Here is a 17,651-nt window from a genome sequence, read left to right on the forward strand (position 1 = left end):
ATCTGGTGATCTGGTGATTTGGGGATTTGGGGATTTGGTGAACTGGGGATTCCTGTGCTCTGAAATACACTTGGAGAAGATGGCGAAGAAAGCCGCGAAGCCGAAAGCGGTGGCGAGTCCTCCCCGTCGCCTGCGCATTTTGATGATCGCCTCGGAGGCGCAGCCTTTCTCGAAGACCGGCGGGCTGGCGGATGTGGCGGGGGCGCTGCCCAAGGCGCTTGGCCGCCTCGGCCACGACGTGACGTTGGTGACGCCTCGCTACCGCGGCGCCCCGGACGGCCCGGTGGCCGGCACCGTGTCGGTGGAGGTCGCCGCCCACCGGTTCCGCGCGCGACTCCTCGAACAGCCGATCGGCCCCGGTGCGCGCGCGCTGCTGCTCGATTGCCCCGATCTCTACGATCGCGCCGGCATCTACTACGAAGGCGGCGTGGACTATCCGGACAACGCGATCCGCTACGCGTTCCTCTCCGCCGCGGCCATCGACTTCGCGGCGCAACAGGCGGAGCCCTTCGATGTCATCCACACGCACGACTGGCAGGGCGGCCTGGCGCCAATCCACGCCCGCACTCTAGGCACCTTAGGCACCCCAGGCACCGTCCTGACTATTCACAACCTGGCCTACCAGGGGACCTTCGAGAAGACGTGGGTCCCTCGATTGGGTCTGCGCTGGGAAGACTTCACCATCGACGGCTTCGAGTTCTTCGATCGTCTCAGCTTCTTGAAGGCCGGGATCAACTTCGCGGACGCGATCACCACCGTGAGTCCCACCTACGCCGAGGAGATTCAACGGCCCGAGTCGGGCGACGGTCTCGATGGCGTGATCCGCGCGCGGGTCGATCGGCTCACCGGCATCCTCAACGGCATCGACACCGACGAGTGGAACCCGGCGGCCGACGCGCACCTGCCGGAGCCCTTCGACGCCGACCGGCTGTACGCCAAGGCGGCATCCAAGCGCGCCCTGCTGACGCGCTTCGGGTTCGCCGTCACCGACGACACCATGTCGCGGCCCATCGTCGGGATGGTGTCGCGGATGGTCGATCAGAAAGGCCTCGATCTCATCGCCGCCGTGGCCGGGCAACTGGCCGCGCTCGACGCGACGTTCATCATTGTCGGCACCGGTGAGCCGCGCTACCAGGACATGTGGCGGTTGCTGTCGCAGTGGCGCCCGGATCGCGTTGGCGCGTTTGTGGGCTTCGACGAGCAGCGCGCGCATTTGGTCGAAGCCGGCGCCGACATGTTCCTGATGCCTTCCCGCTTCGAGCCCTGCGGGCTGAACCAGATGTACAGCCTTCGCTATGGCACCGTCCCCATTGTCCGGGCCGTTGGCGGGCTGGTCGACACCGTGTGCCCGTACAACCCGAGAAACGGGCAGGGCACGGGGTTCCTGTTCTCGGATTATGAGCCGGACGTGATGCTGCGCACGCTGGAAGCCGCGCTCGCGACGTTCCCCAACAAAAAGATCTGGACCCGGCTGCAAAAGAACGGGATGCGCGCGGACTTCTCGTGGGACCGCTCGGCAGCCGAGTATGTCAAAATATACACACGACTGCGGCCCGCGCGTACCAAGCGCCGGACACCGGCATCCAAAGGATAGAGGGACTCTTAATGGCATCCGAGAATGTGAAGACGCTGACCGACGCCGACTTTGGTGAGTCAGTGAAAAAGGGCGTGGTGCTGGTGGATTTCTGGGCAGCCTGGTGCGCGCCGTGCCGGCGCCTGGCGCCAACGGTGGATCAGCTGGCCGTGGAATACAACGGCCGCATCACGGTGGCCAAGGTCGATATCGACGAGAACCCGATGACGCCGAGCAAGTTCATGGTGCGCGGCATTCCGACGCTGCTCCTGTTCAAGGACGGCGACCTCAAGGAAACGATTGTCGGACTGGCGGCCAAGGACGACCTGGCCAAAATGATTGACAAGCATCTGTGAGCGAACGACAGGTCATCATCATCGGGTCCGGTCCCGCCGGCCTCACCGCGGCGCTCTATGCCGCGCGCGCCAACCTGAAGCCGCTCGTGATCGAGGGCATCGAGGCCGGTGGTCAGCTGATGCTGACCACCATGGTCGAGAACTGGCCGGGCTACCGTGACGGCATCATGGGGCCCGACCTGATGGCGGAGTTGCGCGCGCAGGCCGAGCGCTTCGGCGCCGACATCATTCAGGGCGACGTGTCGTCGGTGGATCTCGCCAAGCGGCCGTTCACCGTGTCGCTCGGCAAGACCCAGTACACCGCGCAGACGCTGATCGTCGCCACCGGCGCTTCCGCCAAATGGCTCGACCTCGGCGTTGACAAGAAGCTCTCGGGCCGCGGTGTGTCCACGTGCGCGACCTGCGACGGCTTCTTCTTCAAGGGCCGTCCCGTCGCCGTGATCGGCGGCGGCGACACCGCGATGGAAGAGGCGATCTACCTCGCCAAGCTCGCCACCTCGGTCACCGTGATCCACCGCCGCGACAGCCTGCGCGCCTCCAAGGCGATGCAGGACAAGGCGATGTCGATGCCGAACATCTCGTTCATCTGGAACACCGAGGTGGTGGACATCAAGGACGTGGAGAAGGGCGAGGTCACCTCGCTGGTGCTCAAGAACACCCAGACCGGCGCCACCAGCGAGCTGGCGGTGGACGGCGTGTTCATCGGGATTGGCCACGTGCCGAACACCGCGCTGTTCACGGGCCAGCTGGCGCTGCACGACAACGGCTACCTGAAGACCCACGACGGATCGCGCACCAGCGTCCACGGCGTGTTCGCCGCGGGAGACGTCCAGGATCACGTCTATCGCCAGGCGGTCACGGCGGCCGGCTCCGGCTGCATGGCCGCGATCGATGCCGAGCGCTTCCTCTCAGGAACCCTTCACGAAGCGACCGATCTGGTTCACAAGTCGTAGCACGGCGGAGATGACCAGACCGCTCACTGAGGTCGTGCCTCCGGCAGGAGACACTTCGTTGCACGACCGAGGCTCTGAAGGCGCAGACTGCACCTTGTACACGGTGGCCGGGTCATTTGCCCTTCCCGTGGACAGAGGAGGGATGAGATGCGTCTTGCAATGCGCTCAATCCAGGCGGTCGTGGCGATCACTTTTCTGCTGGTGGCGGTCGCGGCCGATGCTCAGACGTTTCGCGGCGGTATTTCGGGACGCGTGGTGGACGAGAGCGGCGGTGTCCTTCCCGGCGTGACCGTGACCGCGACCAACGTCGCCACCGGCCTCAGCCGCACCACCGTCAGCTCGAGTTCCGGTGTGTTCACGTTGCCGGACCTCCCCCTCGGTAGCTACACGGTGGAGGCCGCGATCGAAGGCTTCCAGCCGCAGCGCGCCACCGTGGCGGTCTCGGTCTCGAAAATCTCGACGGCTGATTTCAAGCTGGGCATCTCCACCTTGACCGAAGTGGTCAACGTTTCGGCCGCGGCCGTCACTCTCGACCTGCAATCCACCGCCCTGGCCAACGTCGTGCAGCCCAAGCAGGTGCAGGACCTGCCGTTGAACGGACGCGACTTCCGCCGCATGCTGCAGCTCGCGCCGGGCGTGACCCAGGCCAATTCCGTGAATGGCGTGCGTAACCGCGGCAACAACTACCAGATCGACGGCGCCGACAACAACGACGCGTTCCAGAACGCGTCGGCCGTCAACCAGGGCGGCGTCTCTGGTATCTCTGGAACCCTGCTGCCCGTTGAGGCGATTGACCAGTTCTCGGTGCAGTCGTCCGGCAGCGCGGAGACCGGCCGCAATGCCGGGTCCTCGGTCAACCTGGTGATCAAGTCGGGCACCAACAACTTCAAGGGCAGCGTCTTCTACTACAACCGCCATGAGAAGCTGGCGGCCAACTCGTTCGTGGTGGCGCCGGGCACGCCGAAGCGGCCGATTCGCAACAACCAGTTCGGGTTCTCGCTGGGCGGGCCAATCGCGAAGAACAAGACCTTCTTCTTCGCGACGTTTGAAGGGCAGGAGCTCACCGCCGGCAACACGCTGGTGACGACCGCACCCTCGAACGCGTGGATCGCGCAAACCAGGACCGTGCTCGAGCAGTTCGGCGTGCCGGTGAACCCCGTGTCGCTCAAGCTGCTGTCGCTCTATCCGGCGGCTGCGCTGACGGGGCCGGCGACGGCGCAGAACTTCGTCAGCACCGACAAGAACACCTACGACAGCTACAACGGGATTGCGAAGATCGATCACCAGTTCAACGACAAGTTCAGCGTCTCGGCCCGCTACTTCGGCGGCACCGGCCACCAGACGGCGTATGACGGCGGGTCGCCCTATCTCCCGTACTACCAGGCGGTGCCGAGCCGGATGCACAACGTCTCGGTCGTGCCGTCGATGATCCTGACATCGAAACTGGTGAACCAGATCGTCATCGGCTACAACTACTTCTACCAGACGTTCGATACCTCCAGCACCGACCAGGACCCCCTCTCGCTCGGCCTCAACACCGGCGTCACCGAGGCGTCCTTGCAGGGCTCGCCGGTGATTGCGATCAGCGGCTTCGGCCAGGCCGGCGGCATCTCGCCGTTGGGGCGCATCGACGCGACCTGGCACGTCACCGACACGCTGTCGTACGCGACCAACGCGCACCAGTTGAAGATCGGCGGCGAGGTCCGGCGCGCCAAGCTCGACGTGTTCTACGACACGCTCAAGCGCGGCACTTTCAGCTTCGACGGCACCGTCGGCCCGTGGCGGACGACGGGCACCTCGGCGCAGCGGGCGCTGGCGGATTTTCTGGCCGGGTACGCGTCGGTCGCGACCATCGTCCGCGGGCCGACCCGCCACGATTACTACCAGAACTCGTTCGACTTCTTCGTCCACGACACGTGGACGGCCAATCCGAACCTGACGCTCAATTTCGGCGTGCGCTACACCTACCAGGGCGTGCTCGGCGCGGCGGATCAGAAACTGACGACGTTCCTGCCCGACCAGGGCCTGGTGTCGGTGGACCAGCTCTATCCCAAAGACACCAACAACTTCGCACCCCGCGTGGGGGTGGCGTGGACGCCGTTCGCCGACCGCAAGACGGTCGTCCGCGGCGGCTACGGCCTGTTCTACGACGTCATCGCGGTCGCCTTCTTTGCCGCGAACACCGGCTGGCCATCCGGCAACGGCGGCTCGGCGGGCGTCGGCCACAATCCCGGCGGCGCCTCGCCCGTCTACACCATCACCCAGCGCGGCGTCACGATTCAGGACGGCGTCCCGGTGTTCGGGACCTCGCCGTCGCCGCCGTACGGCGCGTTCTCGGTCAGCCAGGACCTGGAACTGCCGTCGGTGCAGAGCTTCAACGCCAACGTTGAACGCCAGATCGGCCCATCGACCATCGTCCAGGTCGGATATGTGGGAACGCGCGGCAAGAACCTGCCGATCTCGCGCGACATCAACGCCGCCATCGCGGGCACCACGGGCACGCTGCAGTCGCGGCGGCCCTATAACGCCGCCTATCCGAATCTGGCGGCGATCAACCAGCTCGAGACCGTCGGCAAGTCACGCTACAACGCGTTGCAGGTGTCGATGATCCAGGGCGCGTGGCACGGGCTGTCCGGGCGCGCCAACTACACGTTCGGGCACGCCAGGGACAACGGTTCGGAGGCCCGGAACACGCTGGTGATGAACGCGCTAAACATCGAAGCCGACTGGGGCGATTCCGACTTCGACGTGCGGCACATCTTCACCGCCGGCTTCAGCTACGAGATTCCGGCGTTCGTGGAGTCGCGGCTCGGCGAGGGGTGGCAGGTCAACGCCATCGTCACGATGGAGAGCGGGATTCCGTTCAATATCCGGTCCGGCACGAACGTGAGCGGCGTCGGCGATTTCGTTGATCGCCCCGTGCAGGTCGGCGATCCGTTCGCCGGGATCACGCAGAGCGGCCAGTTCGTCCGCTTCTTCAACGCCTCGGCGTTTGCCAATGCGGCACCCGGCACCTTCAGCACGCTGCCGCGGAACGCGTTTCACGGGCCGTCGTTCCGGACCCTGGATGTGTCGGTGTTCAAGACGACGAAGCTGGCCCGCGGCGCCTCGCTGCAGCTCCGCGCGGAGGTCTTCAACATCCTCAACATCAAGAACTGGGCGAACCCGGGCAACACGCTGTCGAATTCAACGACCTTCGGGGTCAGTACGAATACCCGCAACGGCAGCGGCGCGCCGGGCATCGGCTCGGGCGAGCCGCGCAACGTCCAGCTAGCGGTGAAGCTGTTGTTCTAGTCGATCCAGCCGCCGCCGAGCACTTCGTCGCCGTCGTAGAAGACCACGGCCTGGCCCGGCGTCACCGCCGTTTGGGGCGTGTCGAACTCGAGTTCGGCACGCCCTTCGTCCGTGGCGCGCACGCGCGCCGGCGCGGCGGCATGGCGATGGCGGATTTGGGCGGAGATCGAGCGCCAGTGCGATTCGGGGACGCCGCTGACCCAGTTCACCGTGGATGCGCTCAGGGCGGTGCGGCCCAGTGCTTCGCGCGGCCCGACCACCACCTGCGCGTCGTCCGGCTTGATCGCCAGCACGTACAACGGCTCGTTTGACGACAGCCCCAGGCCCTTTCGCTGTCCGATGGTGAAGCGATGCACGCCACCGTGGGTGCCGAGCACCCGGCCAGCGCCGTCCACCACGGTGCCTTCGCGCAGCGCCTCCGGCGCCTTGCGCTCAACGAACGCGGCGTAGTCGCCGTCGGGCACGAAGCAAATCTCCTGGCTGTCGGGCTTCGAGGCGACCCGGAGCTTCAGCCGGTGTGCATGTGCGCGCACGGTCTCCTTATCCAGGTGTCCCACCGGGAACGCCGCCCGCGACAGCTGCTGCTGCGTCAGCGAAAACAGGAAGTAGGTCTGGTCCTTCGAGTTGTCGGCGCCCCGATACAGGTGATGGCCGCCGGCGGCGTCCTGCTCGATGCGGGCGTAGTGGCCGGTGGCGAGCCGATCGGCGTCGTAGGCCTTGGCGCGGTCGAGCAACTCCGCGAACTTCAGCGCGCTGTTGCAGTGCGAGCAGGGGATGGGCGTGCGGCCCGACACGTACTCGCGAACGAAGTTCGCCACCACGTGCTCGCCGAACTGCGACTCGAAGTTGACGATGTAGTGGGGGATGCCGATGGCGGCGGCGACCCGGCGCGCGTCGTAGAGGTCGTCGATCGTGCAGCAGGTGCCGAAGGCGCGCTGGCCGGAGGCCGTGGCCTGCCCTGAGCCTGTCGAATGGGTCTGCCCCTGGTCGTAGAGCTGCATCGACACACCGATGACGTCATGACCCTGCTCGGCGAGCAGGGCCGCGGCGACGGATGAATCCACGCCGCCCGACATGGCTACGACAATTCGCAATGCTTCCCTAGGAGAACAACGGTACGGCCACAGAGACGCGAAGACTCGGAGCAACAACTTGGGGTGTCAGCCGCCAGCAGTCTCCAACCCAAAGTCTTCTCACTGTCTCTGTGCCTTTGTGGCTAATCGTGGCTCCGTGGCCATTGACTTATTTCCGCCCGCCCACGGTGGTCAGGCTGCGCAGCTTCTCGACGAGCGGCGGCAGGACCTCGATGACCCGATCGATATCGGCGTCGGTATTCGAGGCGCCGAGGCTGAAGCGGATCGATCCAAGCGTGCGCCCGTGCGGCAGGCCCATGGCCTTGAGGACGTGCGACGGCTCGAGCGTGCCGGATGAGCACGCGGATCCCGACGACACCGCGATGCCGGCCAGGTCGAGGCCGATCAGCAACGACTCCGATTCGACGCCGTTGATGCTCACGTTGGCGGTGTTGGGGACGCGCGGGCTGATGGCGCCGTTGCGCGCGCTGCCGGTCACCGAGGCGAGGATGCCGGCTTCGAGGCGGTCGCGCAGCACGCTCAGCCGCTCGGCCTCGCTTGCCAGTTTCTGTTTCGCCACCTCGGCCGCCACGCCCAGGCCGACCAGCGCCGGGACGTTCTCGGTGCCGGCGCGGCGATTGCGTTCCTGCCGGCCGCCGGTCATCGGCGGGATCAGCCGGACGCCGCGCTTCAGCCACAAGGCGCCGGTGCCTTTCGGGCCGTAGAACTTGTGCCCCGCGATCGACAGCAGGTCCACGCCGAGGGCGCGAACGTCGACCGGGATCTTGCCCGACGACTGCACGGCGTCGGTGTGGAACAGCGCGCCACGTTCGTGTGCAATCGCCGCCAGCTCCGCGATGGGCTGGATGGTGCCGATCTCGTTGTTGGCGTGCATCACCGAGACCAGCGCGGTGTCGTCGGTAATCGCGTCACGCAGGCGATCGGGCGAGACCAGGCCCGAGTCGTCAACGGCGAGGGTGGTGACGCGCCAGCCGCGCTTAGCGAGCGCCTTCATGGTGTTGAGCACCGCTTCGTGCTCAATCGCGCTCGTGATCAGGTGCCGGCGCCCGCCCGGCTCGAGGGCCTCGGCGGCGCCCCGAATGGCGATGTTGTCGCTCTCGGTTCCGCCGGCGGTAAAGACGATTTCCGAGGCTTCAGCGCCCAGCAGCGTCGCCACGGCGCCTCGGGCGTCGTCCAGGGCCGCTTTGGCCTGTTGACCGAAATGGTGCACGCTGGACGGGTTGCCCCAGACCTCACGCAAGGCCCGGGTCATCCGGTCGGCGACCAGCGGGTCGAGCGGGGTGGTCGCGTTATGGTCCAGATAGATGCGCATGGGTGGGAAATCTGATCGTAGCATTCCTGCTAACTCTCAGCAATAAAAGGACTAGACAACGGTTTGCGGGGGCTTCTATACTGGCGAGACTTCAACACCGAAGCCCACTTCCCCGGGTTTCAAAAATAATTGGCACCCTCGAGCGGGATTTCCAGCAGAGGGGGAGGTTTCAGCGATGTGGAAGCGGGATGAGTCGGTCAAACCGGCCACGCCACCGGCCCAAACGCCGGCGGCTACACCCTCGGCGCCTGTGGCCGCTGCGCCGGCTGCTAGCGAGCCGCGTACCCAACTTGGGAGAGACAACGTGAATATCGGAAAGTCCGTCATCATCAAAGGCGAGTTGAGCGGGAGTGAAGACCTCACGATTGAAGGCCACGTTGAGGGTCGGATCGATCTGAAGGATAACGTTCTCACGATTGGTCCCAACGGCAAGATCAAGGCGGAAGTCTTCGCCAAGGCCGTGGTCGTGCTGGGTGAAGTCACCGGCAACGTCACCGCTTCGGAGAAGGTGGACATCCGCGACAACGGATCCGTGGACGGCGACATTGCCTCGCCGCGCGTCGCCATTGCCGAAGGCGCGCACTTCCGCGGCGCCGTTGACATGCAGCGCGCCGGCACCAAGCAGGCGGCCAAGCCGAATGCGCCCGCGGCGCCCGGACAGGCGCAGCCCCAGTCCCAGAAGGTCGGGGCCTAAAGCGTTCTTACGAAGGCGGAAGGCCCCGCGCCTTCCGCCTTTCAGTCTCAAGGAGCCATGGCCGACGCCCGATCGCTAACCGACTTGTTTGGCATCCTTGGCTCTCGCCGGGGTGGCGAGGCTGAGGCTGCGGCGGACTCGTCCGTGACGCAGGTGGCGGAAGCGGCGTATCCGACCAAGGCCCTCCAGAAGTTTCTCGCGACGCTCCAGCCCGCCGACAATCCCCTCATCCTCGATCTCGGCCCCGTCGTCGGCAGCAACGTCACGTTTTTCGGCGAGCACCTGGGGTGCCGCATTCGCGTGGAAGACGTCGCCGCCGACATCGATCGCCACGTCAAGGACGGCACGCTGGAGCAACTGCCGGAATTTTTCGCCGGCCGTTTCACGCAGGCGCCCGGGTCGGTGGACGGCATCCTGTGCTGGGACATCCTCGACTATCTCGATCGCCCGGCGGCGCAGGCCCTGGCCACGGCGTTGTGCCGGTTGCTCAAGGCCGATGGATGCCTGCTCGGCCTGTTCAGCACCGCCGAGGCCCGCGACCAGATCTACACGAAATACGTGGTCGTCGATGAATTGACGCTGCGGTATCGCACCTACCCGGCGCTGCGCGCCCGCCAGCGGAGCCTGCTGAACGGCGACATCATCAAGCTGTTCAAGGACCTTCGCGTCACCGACTCCTTCCTGATGAAGAGCAAGCTCCGCGAGATGCTCTTCCGCAAGCCCGCGCCACGCGGTTGAGGGCCGGGCATTCATGGCCCGACCGGTCGTTGCCTTCCTGAGTGACTTCGGCACCCGAGATCATTACGCCGGCACCCTGAAAGGGGTGGTGCTTGGCGTCTGTCCCGACGTGACGCTCGTCGACATTGGCCACGACATCCCGGCGCACGACGTGATGGCCGGCGCGCTGGAACTCGCCGCCTGCTATCGCTACTTCCCGCACGGCACCATCTTTCTCGTCGTGGTGGATCCGGGCGTGGGCTCGTCCCGTCGCGGCCTGGCGGCCGACACCGGGGACTACAAGTTCGTGGCCCCCGACAACGGCGTGCTGTCGGCGGTGTTTCGCGAGTCGCCGCCCCGGAAGGTCGTGGAGTTGACGGAGCGCAAGTACGCGCTGCCGACCATCAGCCGCACGTTCGAGGGCCGCGATCGCTTCGCCCCGGCGGCCGGATGGCTGGCCAAGGGGATCGCGATCGCCTCGCTGGGCCGGGGCGTCACCGACTTCCAGTTGCTCGACCTGCCGCGCGCCGGGGCCGACGGCGCCCACATCAGCGGTGAGGTCATCCGCGTCGACCGGTTCGGCAACCTGATCACCAACATCGACCGCCGGGTGTTCGAGCAGTTCGCCAGCGGAGGCGCCATCGCGATTCGCGCCGGCACGCACGAAGTGGACCGCGTGGTCGCGACCTATGCCGAGGCGCCGGCCGGCGAGGTGTGCGCGCTGTTCGGGAGCACCGATCACCTCGAGATTGCCGTCAACGCCGGGGACGCGGCCACGCTGCTGCGGCTGTCGCGCGGCGCCACGGTTACGGTGCGCCGGGTGCGGCAAATTTGATACGATTTGCTGTTTGCCTTTAGCTGCAGGACACAACCATGGAATCTGATCTCTCGCTCGAGTTCCTCCGCGTCACCGAACAGGCCGCCATCGCCTGCGCGCACACCATGGGCCAGGGCGATCGCCACGGGTCCGACCAGGTCGCGGTGGAAGCCATGCGCCGGGAAATGGACACGGTGCCGATCGACGGCACCATCGTGATTGGCGAAGGCGAGCGTGACGAAGCGCCGATGCTCTACATCGGCGAAAAGGTCGGCCTCGCGCAGAAGAAGGTCAACGGCGGCCGCACCTGGGACGAGGTTGACATCGCCGTCGATCCGCTGGAGGGCACCAACCTCTGCGCCACTGGCGCCGCCAACGCCATCGCCGTGCTGGCCGCGTCCGAGAAGGGCGGCCTGCTGCACGCGCCCGACCTCTACATGGAGAAGCTGGTCGTCGGGCCGACCTCGAAGCACCTGGTCGATCTGGACGCGCCGGTGCGCGAGAACCTCCGCGCCATTGCCAGGAGCCTCGGTCGCCAGGTCGACGAACTGACGGTGGTGGTCCTTGATCGGCCGCGTCACGAGAAGCTGATCGAGGATATCCGGGCGACCGGCGCGCGCATCCGGTTGATTGGCGACGGCGACCTGTCGGCCGGTATCGCGGCGGCGGTGTCCGGCACCGGCGTGCATGCGGTGATGGGCACGGGTGGCGCGCCCGAGGGCGTGCTGACGGCGGCGGCCATGCGCTGCCTGAACGGCGAGATCTTCGCCCGCCTGGTCGTGGCCAAGCCGGAAGACGAAGAGCGCTGCCGGGCCATGGGCATCAAGGACTTCAAGAAGATCTACAAGTCCGAGGACCTCGCCTGCGGCAAGGACATCGTGTTTGCCGCGACCGGCGTCACCGACGGGTCGTTGATGAAGGGCGTGCAGTTCTTCGGCAGCGGTATTCGCACCAGTTCGATGGTGATGCAGACCAACCCGCATCGCATCCGCTTCATCGACAGCATCCAGGTCTACCCGGGCCCGTCGGTCAAGATCCGATTCTGATTGGACGAACGCCAGCAACGCCGGAACGTGTTTGCCGCCGCGGCGGCAGGCTGCATCGGCTTCACCGGCTTCACGCTGGTCATGCCATTCCTCCCGCTCTACATCGCGGAGCTGGGCACGACCGACGTCGGTGAGATCGCGATGTGGACGGGCCTGACGCTGGGCGCCACGCCCACGGTCACGGCCATCAGCGCGCCCCTGTGGGGCCGGGTCGGCGATCGCTACGGCAGCAAGGTCCTGGTCATCCGGTCGCTGACCGCATTTATCCTCACCATGGCAAGCATGGCGTTCGTGACAGCGCCGTGGCAGTTGTTCGCGCTCCGCGCCCTGCTCGGGGTGTTCGCCGGCTATGGCGCGCTCACCATTTCCATGGCGGCCCAGTCGGTGCCTCGCGATCGAATGGCGCGTGCCATCGGCGCGGTGCAGACCGGGCATCGCCTGGGGCCCGCCGTTGGTCCCGTCGTTGGTGGCCTGCTGGCGCCGCTGGTGGGACTGCGGAACTCGTTCCTGTTCGCGGCGGCATTTTATGCGGCGGCGATGGTGCTGGTGCTGGTCGCCTACAAGGAGCCGCCCCGCAAGGTCGCGGCCAAGAACGCCAGGGGCGGCATGGAAGTGTTCTCGCACCTGATGCGCCTGCCGGGGTTTGTGCTGGCCTTGTTCGTCATCTTCGGGTTGCAGACCGTGGACCGCAGCTTCGGTCCGGTGCTGCCGTTGTTTGTCGCCCAGGTCGGGGTCGAGGCGCAGCGCGTGCCGCTGGTCTCGGGCATCCTCTTTTCACTCGGGGCCGTGGCGGCGGCGTTCGGGTCGCAGCTGGCGCCCAGGCTCATGAAGGACCGCCCCGCCAGGCGAGTGATCGTGGCCGGCGCCGCGACCGCGGCGGTGGCCATGGCCACGATCGTGATCGCGCCGACGTTGTGGATCGTCGGGGCCGCGATGGTGGCGGTGGGGGTGGCCATCGGCGTGGCGACGACCACCATCTATTCGGTGGCCGGATCGCTGCTGCCGGCTGATGCGCATGCGACCGGCTTCGGCGTGATGACCACGGCATCCCTCATCGGCCTGGCGGTGAGTCCCGTGGTCGCCGGCTTCATCGGCGGATCGGGACTGCGCATCGTGTTCGTGGCCGACGTCGTCCTGCTCGTGGTGCTGGCGGTCATGGTCGCTCGTCGCCTGCGGTCGGAGCCGACCTCGGTCTCCCACGAAGCTCCGCTCGCCGACAGTTGAGGCGTTAGTGCGCCGGCGCTGACGCCGGCGGGCGCGCTACGGGCTTGTGCGGTTCGTGCGGGTGCCAGCCGAGCAGCGCGATCATCACCAGGAACCCCACGACGTACGCCACGGCGACGTGCCAGCCCTGGCGGATCCAGGTGCCAACCGAGCGCGCGTCCGGGTACAGGTTCGTGATCGCCACACCAGCCGACGAGCCGAACCAGATCATCGACCCACCATAACCCACCGCAAACGCCAGCACGCCCCAGTCGTACCCGCCTTGTTCAAGTGCAAGCTTGGTCAAGGGGATGTTGTCGAACACCGACGACACGAATCCGAGCCCGAACGCCGTTACCCACGATGCCGCCGGCAACCGATCAACCGGCATCATCGAGGCGGCCAGCACCAGGGCGAGCAGGAACACGGCACCGCGGCCCGCTTCACCGAGCAGCTCCCAGTCCGGACGACGGATGGGAGCGGTGGCGATAATGACCATCCAGACCGCGACGCCGATGAACGGAAACAGGTCGGCGAGGCCGGTGAAGTACAGGTTCACGACCACGTTCGCCGCAATGGCCGCGGCGAGCATAGCGATGACAATCGCAACGCGTGTCCAGTCGATGTGCGGCTGGTGCCGGACGTCCCTCATGATCGGCGAATAGCGATGCTGCTGCACGGCGCCGACCAGCCCCGAGATGAACAGGGCCACCACGGATGCCGCATAGGCATGCAGCACGTCGATGGGCGACACGCCGTCGATCCACATCATCGTGGTGGTGGTGTCGCCGACCACGCTCCCTGCGCCTCCCGCGTTGGACGCCGCCACGATCGCCGCCAGGTAGCCGATGTGCACCTTCTTGAACAGCGTGTGCGCCATGGCGCCGCCGATGAGGGCGGCGGCAATGTTGTCGAGAAACGACGAGAGCACAAACACGATGCCCAGGAGCGCGAAACAGCCTTTCCAGTCATCTGGCAGCAGCCGCGGTAACGCCAGCGGCACGTGGCTCTTCTCGAAGTGCCGCGACAGGATCGCAAAGCCCGTCAGCAGGCACGCCAGGTTGACGACGATTACCCATTCGTGGCCGAGGTGGGTCAGCAACCCATCAATGCCCGGACCGGCCGGGAAGGTCCCGAGCGCCAGCTTGTAGAGCACGATGACGGCGAGGCCCGAGAGGGCCACTTCCAGCGTGCGGTGATGGAAGATGGCGACGCCCGCCAGCGTCAACGCGAACAAGACAAAATCGATCGGCACCACGGACTCGATTATAGGGGGCACGTCCGCGGCCCAGGGAAGCCGCGTGCTAAAATCGCGGTGAAGATGAGTACACGGCGTCCCGTGCTGGTGGAACGAGCGGCGCTTGTCGGCTTGGTGACCGGCGGCGCGCGGCGGGTCGACGCGGAACATTCCCTCGAAGAGCTCGGCGGCCTCGCGGAGGCCGCCGGCGCGCGCACGGTCCTGCGCGTGCTCCAGGAGCGCCCCAGGCCGGATTCGGCGACCTTTCTCGGCAGCGGCAAGGTGGCCGTGCTGGCGGCCGCGGCGGCGGAAGCTGACGCCGACGTCGTGATCTTCGACAACGAGCTGTCGCCCGCGCAGTTGCGCGAGCTGACCAAGCGCCTGGACCGCAAGGTCGTTGACCGTACCCAACTCATTCTCGACATCTTTGCCAGGCGCGCGAAGACGCGCGAAGGCAAGCTGCAGGTCGAGCTGGCCCAGTTGAAGTACCTGCTGCCGCGGCTGGTCGGATCCAGCGCGGGATTGTCGCAGCAGGGCGGCGGCATCGGCACGCGCGGGCCGGGTGAAACCAAGCTCGAAGCGGACCGCCGGCGCATTCGCGTGCGGATGAAGGTGCTCACCGACGAAATCGACGTCGTCCGCCGCCGGCGCACGCAGTTGCGGGAGCGCCGGCAGAAGATGGATGCACCGACGGTGGCCCTGGTCGGCTACACCAACGCCGGCAAGACCACGCTCTTCAACCGGCTGACCCGGTCCGAGGCGGAAGCGTCGAACGCGCTGTTTGTCACGCTCGACCCGCTGGTCCGCCGCGTGGCCCTGCCGGACCGCCGCGAGTTGCTGTTGAGCGACACCGTCGGCTTCATCGATCGACTGCCGCACACGCTGGTGGCGGCGTTCCGCGCGACCCTCGAGGAAACCGCGGATGCCGACCTCGTCCTGCACGTCATCGACGCCTCGAATCCCGAACGCGAGCGGCACATGGCCGCGGTCACGCGCGTGCTCGAAGAGGTCGGCGCGCTCACGGTGCCGCGCGTCGAGGTCTTTAACAAGGTGGACATGCTGTCGCCAGACGAGCGGCGGCGGCTCCAGGAGAGCGATCCGTCAGCCCTGCTGATTTCGGCAGCCACCGGAATCGGCTGCGACGAATTACTGGAAAGCGTCGCCTCACGGCTGGCCCTCGATCAGCAGCGCGTGACGCTCGAACTCGACCTGTCGGATGCGGCGCAGGCCGAGCGCCTGGCGTGGGTCTATCGCCATGCCACGGTCCACAGTCACGCCACCATGGGTGATCGGGCCACGCTCGAGCTCGACGTCCCCCGGCGCCTGCTGGCGATGATTGGCCTGGCCACGCCCGCGGCCCCGAAAGTGCGAGGGCGTCGTGGTTAAGCGAATGTTTGCCACCAAGATACCGAGGCACAAAGAAGACAGTCTTGTTTTGGCATACCCCAAAGTCCTGGTCTTCTCCGTGGCTCTGTGTCTCTGTGGCATCTTTCTCGCGTCGTGCGCGCCGAAGGCGCCGCCGGCGGTGGTCGGGGCGCCCAAGCATCCGGAGTTCATGTTCCCCACGGCGCCCGACGGCTCCCTCGCGGAGCAGACCGCTCGCCTCGATCGCGGCTGGCAGTTCCTGCAGCTCGACGACCTGCGCAGCGCCGAGCGTGAGTTCTCGTCGGCCCTGAAGCAGCAACCCGCGTTCCATCCGGCCGACGCGGCCCTCGGCTACGTGGCGCTGGCGCGCGGCAATGAGGCCGATGCCGTCAGCCGATTCGACCGCGCCCTGGTTGCGGACCCGGCCTACGTGCCGGCGCTCGTCGGGCGCGGACAGGCGCTGCTCGAGATGGATCGCCTCGGCGACGCGCTGGCCAGCTTCGAGGCGGCGCTGGCGAAAGACGCGTCGCTGTCGGACCTGAAGTCCCGGGTGGACGTACTGCGGTTCCGCGCGACGCAGGACATGCTGGCGCGGGCCAAGGCCGCGGCCGATGCCCAGCGATGGGACGAAGCGAGGGCGGCGTATCAACAGGCCATTGCCGCGTCTCCCGATTCCGCGTTCCTGTATCGCGAGCTGGCGGCGGTGGAGCAGAAGGCCGGCGATGCGACGGGGGCGATCGGACACTATCGCCGTGCCGTGGAGCTCGACACGAGCGATTCGCGGTCGTGGGCCGCCATCGGCGGGCTGCTGGAGGCCGACGGCGACATGGTCGGCGCCCTGTCGGCCTACGAACGGGCGCGGGCCATCGACCTCGGCGAGGTGCCCGACAGCGTGGTGGCACGCGTGCGCGCGCGGGCGGCGCTGATGAAGCTGCCGGCCGAGTATCGCGCCATTCCGTCGAATCCAGGCGTGACCCGGGCCGAGATCGCCGCGCTGATTGGCATCCGGCTCGAAGCCCTGGTCGCGCGCGCGCGTCCGCGGCAGTTGATCATCACGGATGTGCGCGGGCACTGGGCGCAGCAGTGGATCACCGCCGTGGCCCGGGCGGGCATCATGGATCCGCTGCCCAACTACGAGTTCCAGCCCGGCACGCGCGTGCGCCGCGGCGAATTGGCGCTGACGGTGTCGCGGCTCCTGGGGCTGGTGGCAGCCGCGAAGCCAGACCTGCTGAAGAAGTGGCAGGCGACGATGGTGACGGTGAACGACGTGCCGTCCGGGCACCTCAGCTACCCGTACGTCTCGCAGGCTGTCGCCGCCGGCATCATGCCGCTCGCCGGCGGCAATTTTGAACTGCTGCGCGGCGTCAGCGGTGCCGACGCCATGGAAATCATCAGCCGCATCGAAGCGCTCGCCCGGCCATGACCGCCCAGGTCTTCACGCTGGCCAATCAGCTGACGCTGCTGCGGATGCTGCTGGTGCCGGCGTTCGTCCTGCTCACGTTGTATGGGCGGTTCGGCTGGGCGCTGCTGACCTTCATGTTCGCCGGCCTCACCGACCTGCTCGACGGCCTGGCGGCGCGCAAGACCAGCGGCAAGAGCGACCTCGGGGCCTGGCTCGATCCGGCCGCCGACAAGCTGCTGATCGCCACGACGTTCGTGGTCCTGACGCTGCCCAACATCGGCCTCGTCAACCGGTTGCCGTTGTGGCTCACGATCATCGTGATCAGCCGGGACCTGGGCATCGTGCTGACCGTCGCGATCGTCAACCTCGCGATGGGCCCGCGCACGTTCCGTCCGTCGCCGCTCGGGAAGCTGGCGACGGCGGTCTTCCTCGTCTCGTGCGTGGTGGTGATGTTCTTCAACTACCTCGGGCACACCTCGCTGTGGGTTGATGCCGCGATCTGGCTGTCACTGGTCATCACCCTGGCGTCGTGGGTGGACTACGTGTGGCGCCTGGCGCGGATCATCAACGAGTAGGCGCGCGCCTGCG

15 protein-coding genes are annotated in these 17,651 nt (G+C 66.8%); 12 read left to right on the forward strand and 3 right to left on the reverse strand.

The features are described 5' to 3' along the window. The first annotated feature begins 79 nt into the window (after nt 1–79). The 4 genes from glgA (at nt 80) to WC815_00985 (ending at nt 6,176) form a co-directional block, all read left to right on the forward strand. Nucleotides 80–1,594 carry a glycogen synthase GlgA gene (glgA, locus tag WC815_00970; GenBank protein MFA5907325.1) on the forward strand — a complete coding sequence of 505 codons (1,515 nt, stop codon included), beginning with the start codon at nt 80–82 and terminating at the stop codon, nt 1,592–1,594. A gap of 11 nt (nt 1,595–1,605) precedes the next feature. Next, nucleotides 1,606–1,929, forward strand: coding sequence for a thioredoxin (gene trxA, locus WC815_00975; GenBank protein ID MFA5907326.1), 324 nt, complete (start codon nt 1,606–1,608; stop codon nt 1,927–1,929). Beyond that, on the forward strand, nt 1,926–2,882 hold the full coding sequence (trxB, locus tag WC815_00980) for a thioredoxin-disulfide reductase (GenBank protein MFA5907327.1): 957 nt from the start codon (nt 1,926–1,928) through the stop codon (nt 2,880–2,882). Before trxA ends, trxB begins: the two co-directional genes overlap by 4 nt. Nucleotides 2,883–3,029: 147 nt before the next feature. Further along, nucleotides 3,030–6,176 carry a carboxypeptidase regulatory-like domain-containing protein gene (locus WC815_00985; GenBank protein MFA5907328.1) on the forward strand — a complete coding sequence of 1,049 codons (3,147 nt, stop codon included), beginning with the start codon at nt 3,030–3,032 and terminating at the stop codon, nt 6,174–6,176. Here WC815_00985 and mnmA read toward each other — a convergent pair. Both mnmA and WC815_00995 read right to left on the reverse strand, forming a co-directional pair. Next, complete coding sequence (gene mnmA / locus WC815_00990) at nt 6,173–7,270, reverse strand: tRNA 2-thiouridine(34) synthase MnmA (GenBank protein ID MFA5907329.1); 1,098 nt, start codon at nt 7,268–7,270, stop codon at nt 6,173–6,175. The two genes, WC815_00985 and mnmA, sit on opposite strands and share 4 nt — an antisense overlap. A 148-nt stretch (nt 7,271–7,418) precedes the next feature. Further along, nucleotides 7,419–8,582, reverse strand: coding sequence for an IscS subfamily cysteine desulfurase (locus tag WC815_00995; GenBank protein ID MFA5907330.1), 1,164 nt, complete (start codon nt 8,580–8,582; stop codon nt 7,419–7,421). Nucleotides 8,583–8,886: 304 nt separating this feature from the next. Between WC815_00995 and WC815_01000 the strand changes: the two genes are divergently transcribed. From WC815_01000 to WC815_01020, 5 genes are all read left to right on the forward strand, one after another. Further along, nucleotides 8,887–9,276 carry a polymer-forming cytoskeletal protein gene (locus tag WC815_01000; protein MFA5907331.1) on the forward strand — a complete coding sequence of 130 codons (390 nt, stop codon included), beginning with the start codon at nt 8,887–8,889 and terminating at the stop codon, nt 9,274–9,276. A gap of 144 nt (nt 9,277–9,420) precedes the next feature. After that, nucleotides 9,421–10,014, forward strand: a complete 594-nt coding sequence (locus WC815_01005; GenBank protein MFA5907332.1) for a class I SAM-dependent methyltransferase — start codon at nt 9,421–9,423, stop codon at nt 10,012–10,014. 13 nt (nt 10,015–10,027) lie between these two features. Next, nucleotides 10,028–10,828, forward strand: coding sequence for an SAM-dependent chlorinase/fluorinase (locus WC815_01010; GenBank protein MFA5907333.1), 801 nt, complete (start codon nt 10,028–10,030; stop codon nt 10,826–10,828). 38 nt (nt 10,829–10,866) lie between these two features. Continuing rightward, nucleotides 10,867–11,856 carry a class II fructose-bisphosphatase gene (glpX, locus tag WC815_01015; protein ID MFA5907334.1) on the forward strand — a complete coding sequence of 330 codons (990 nt, stop codon included), beginning with the start codon at nt 10,867–10,869 and terminating at the stop codon, nt 11,854–11,856. Then, nucleotides 11,857–13,080 (forward strand): MFS transporter, encoded by a 1,224-nt coding sequence (locus tag WC815_01020; GenBank protein ID MFA5907335.1) that lies wholly within the window; start codon nt 11,857–11,859, stop codon nt 13,078–13,080. 4 nt (nt 13,081–13,084) lie between these two features. Here WC815_01020 and WC815_01025 read toward each other — a convergent pair whose 3' ends face one another. After that, entirely contained in the window at nt 13,085–14,317 is a 1,233-nt protein-coding gene (locus WC815_01025) for a hypothetical protein (protein MFA5907336.1), read from the reverse strand. A 63-nt stretch (nt 14,318–14,380) separates the two neighbouring features. Here WC815_01025 and hflX point away from each other — a divergent pair, with 63 nt between their 5' ends. From hflX to WC815_01040, 3 genes are all read left to right on the forward strand, one after another. Further along, entirely contained in the window at nt 14,381–15,682 is a 1,302-nt protein-coding gene (gene hflX, locus WC815_01030) for a GTPase HflX (GenBank protein ID MFA5907337.1), read from the forward strand. Between the two features lie 79 nt (nt 15,683–15,761). Next, nucleotides 15,762–17,084, forward strand: coding sequence for a tetratricopeptide repeat protein (locus tag WC815_01035; protein ID MFA5907338.1), 1,323 nt, complete (start codon nt 15,762–15,764; stop codon nt 17,082–17,084). Further along, a complete protein-coding gene (locus tag WC815_01040) occupies nt 17,081–17,638 on the forward strand; it encodes a CDP-alcohol phosphatidyltransferase family protein (GenBank protein MFA5907339.1) in 558 nt (185 codons plus the stop codon). Before WC815_01035 ends, WC815_01040 begins: the two co-directional genes overlap by 4 nt. Nucleotides 17,639–17,651: the final 13 nt, after the last annotated feature.

The organism is Vicinamibacterales bacterium (assembly GCA_041659285.1).
Taxonomy (GTDB): Bacteria; Acidobacteriota; Vicinamibacteria; order Vicinamibacterales; family UBA2999; genus 12-FULL-67-14b.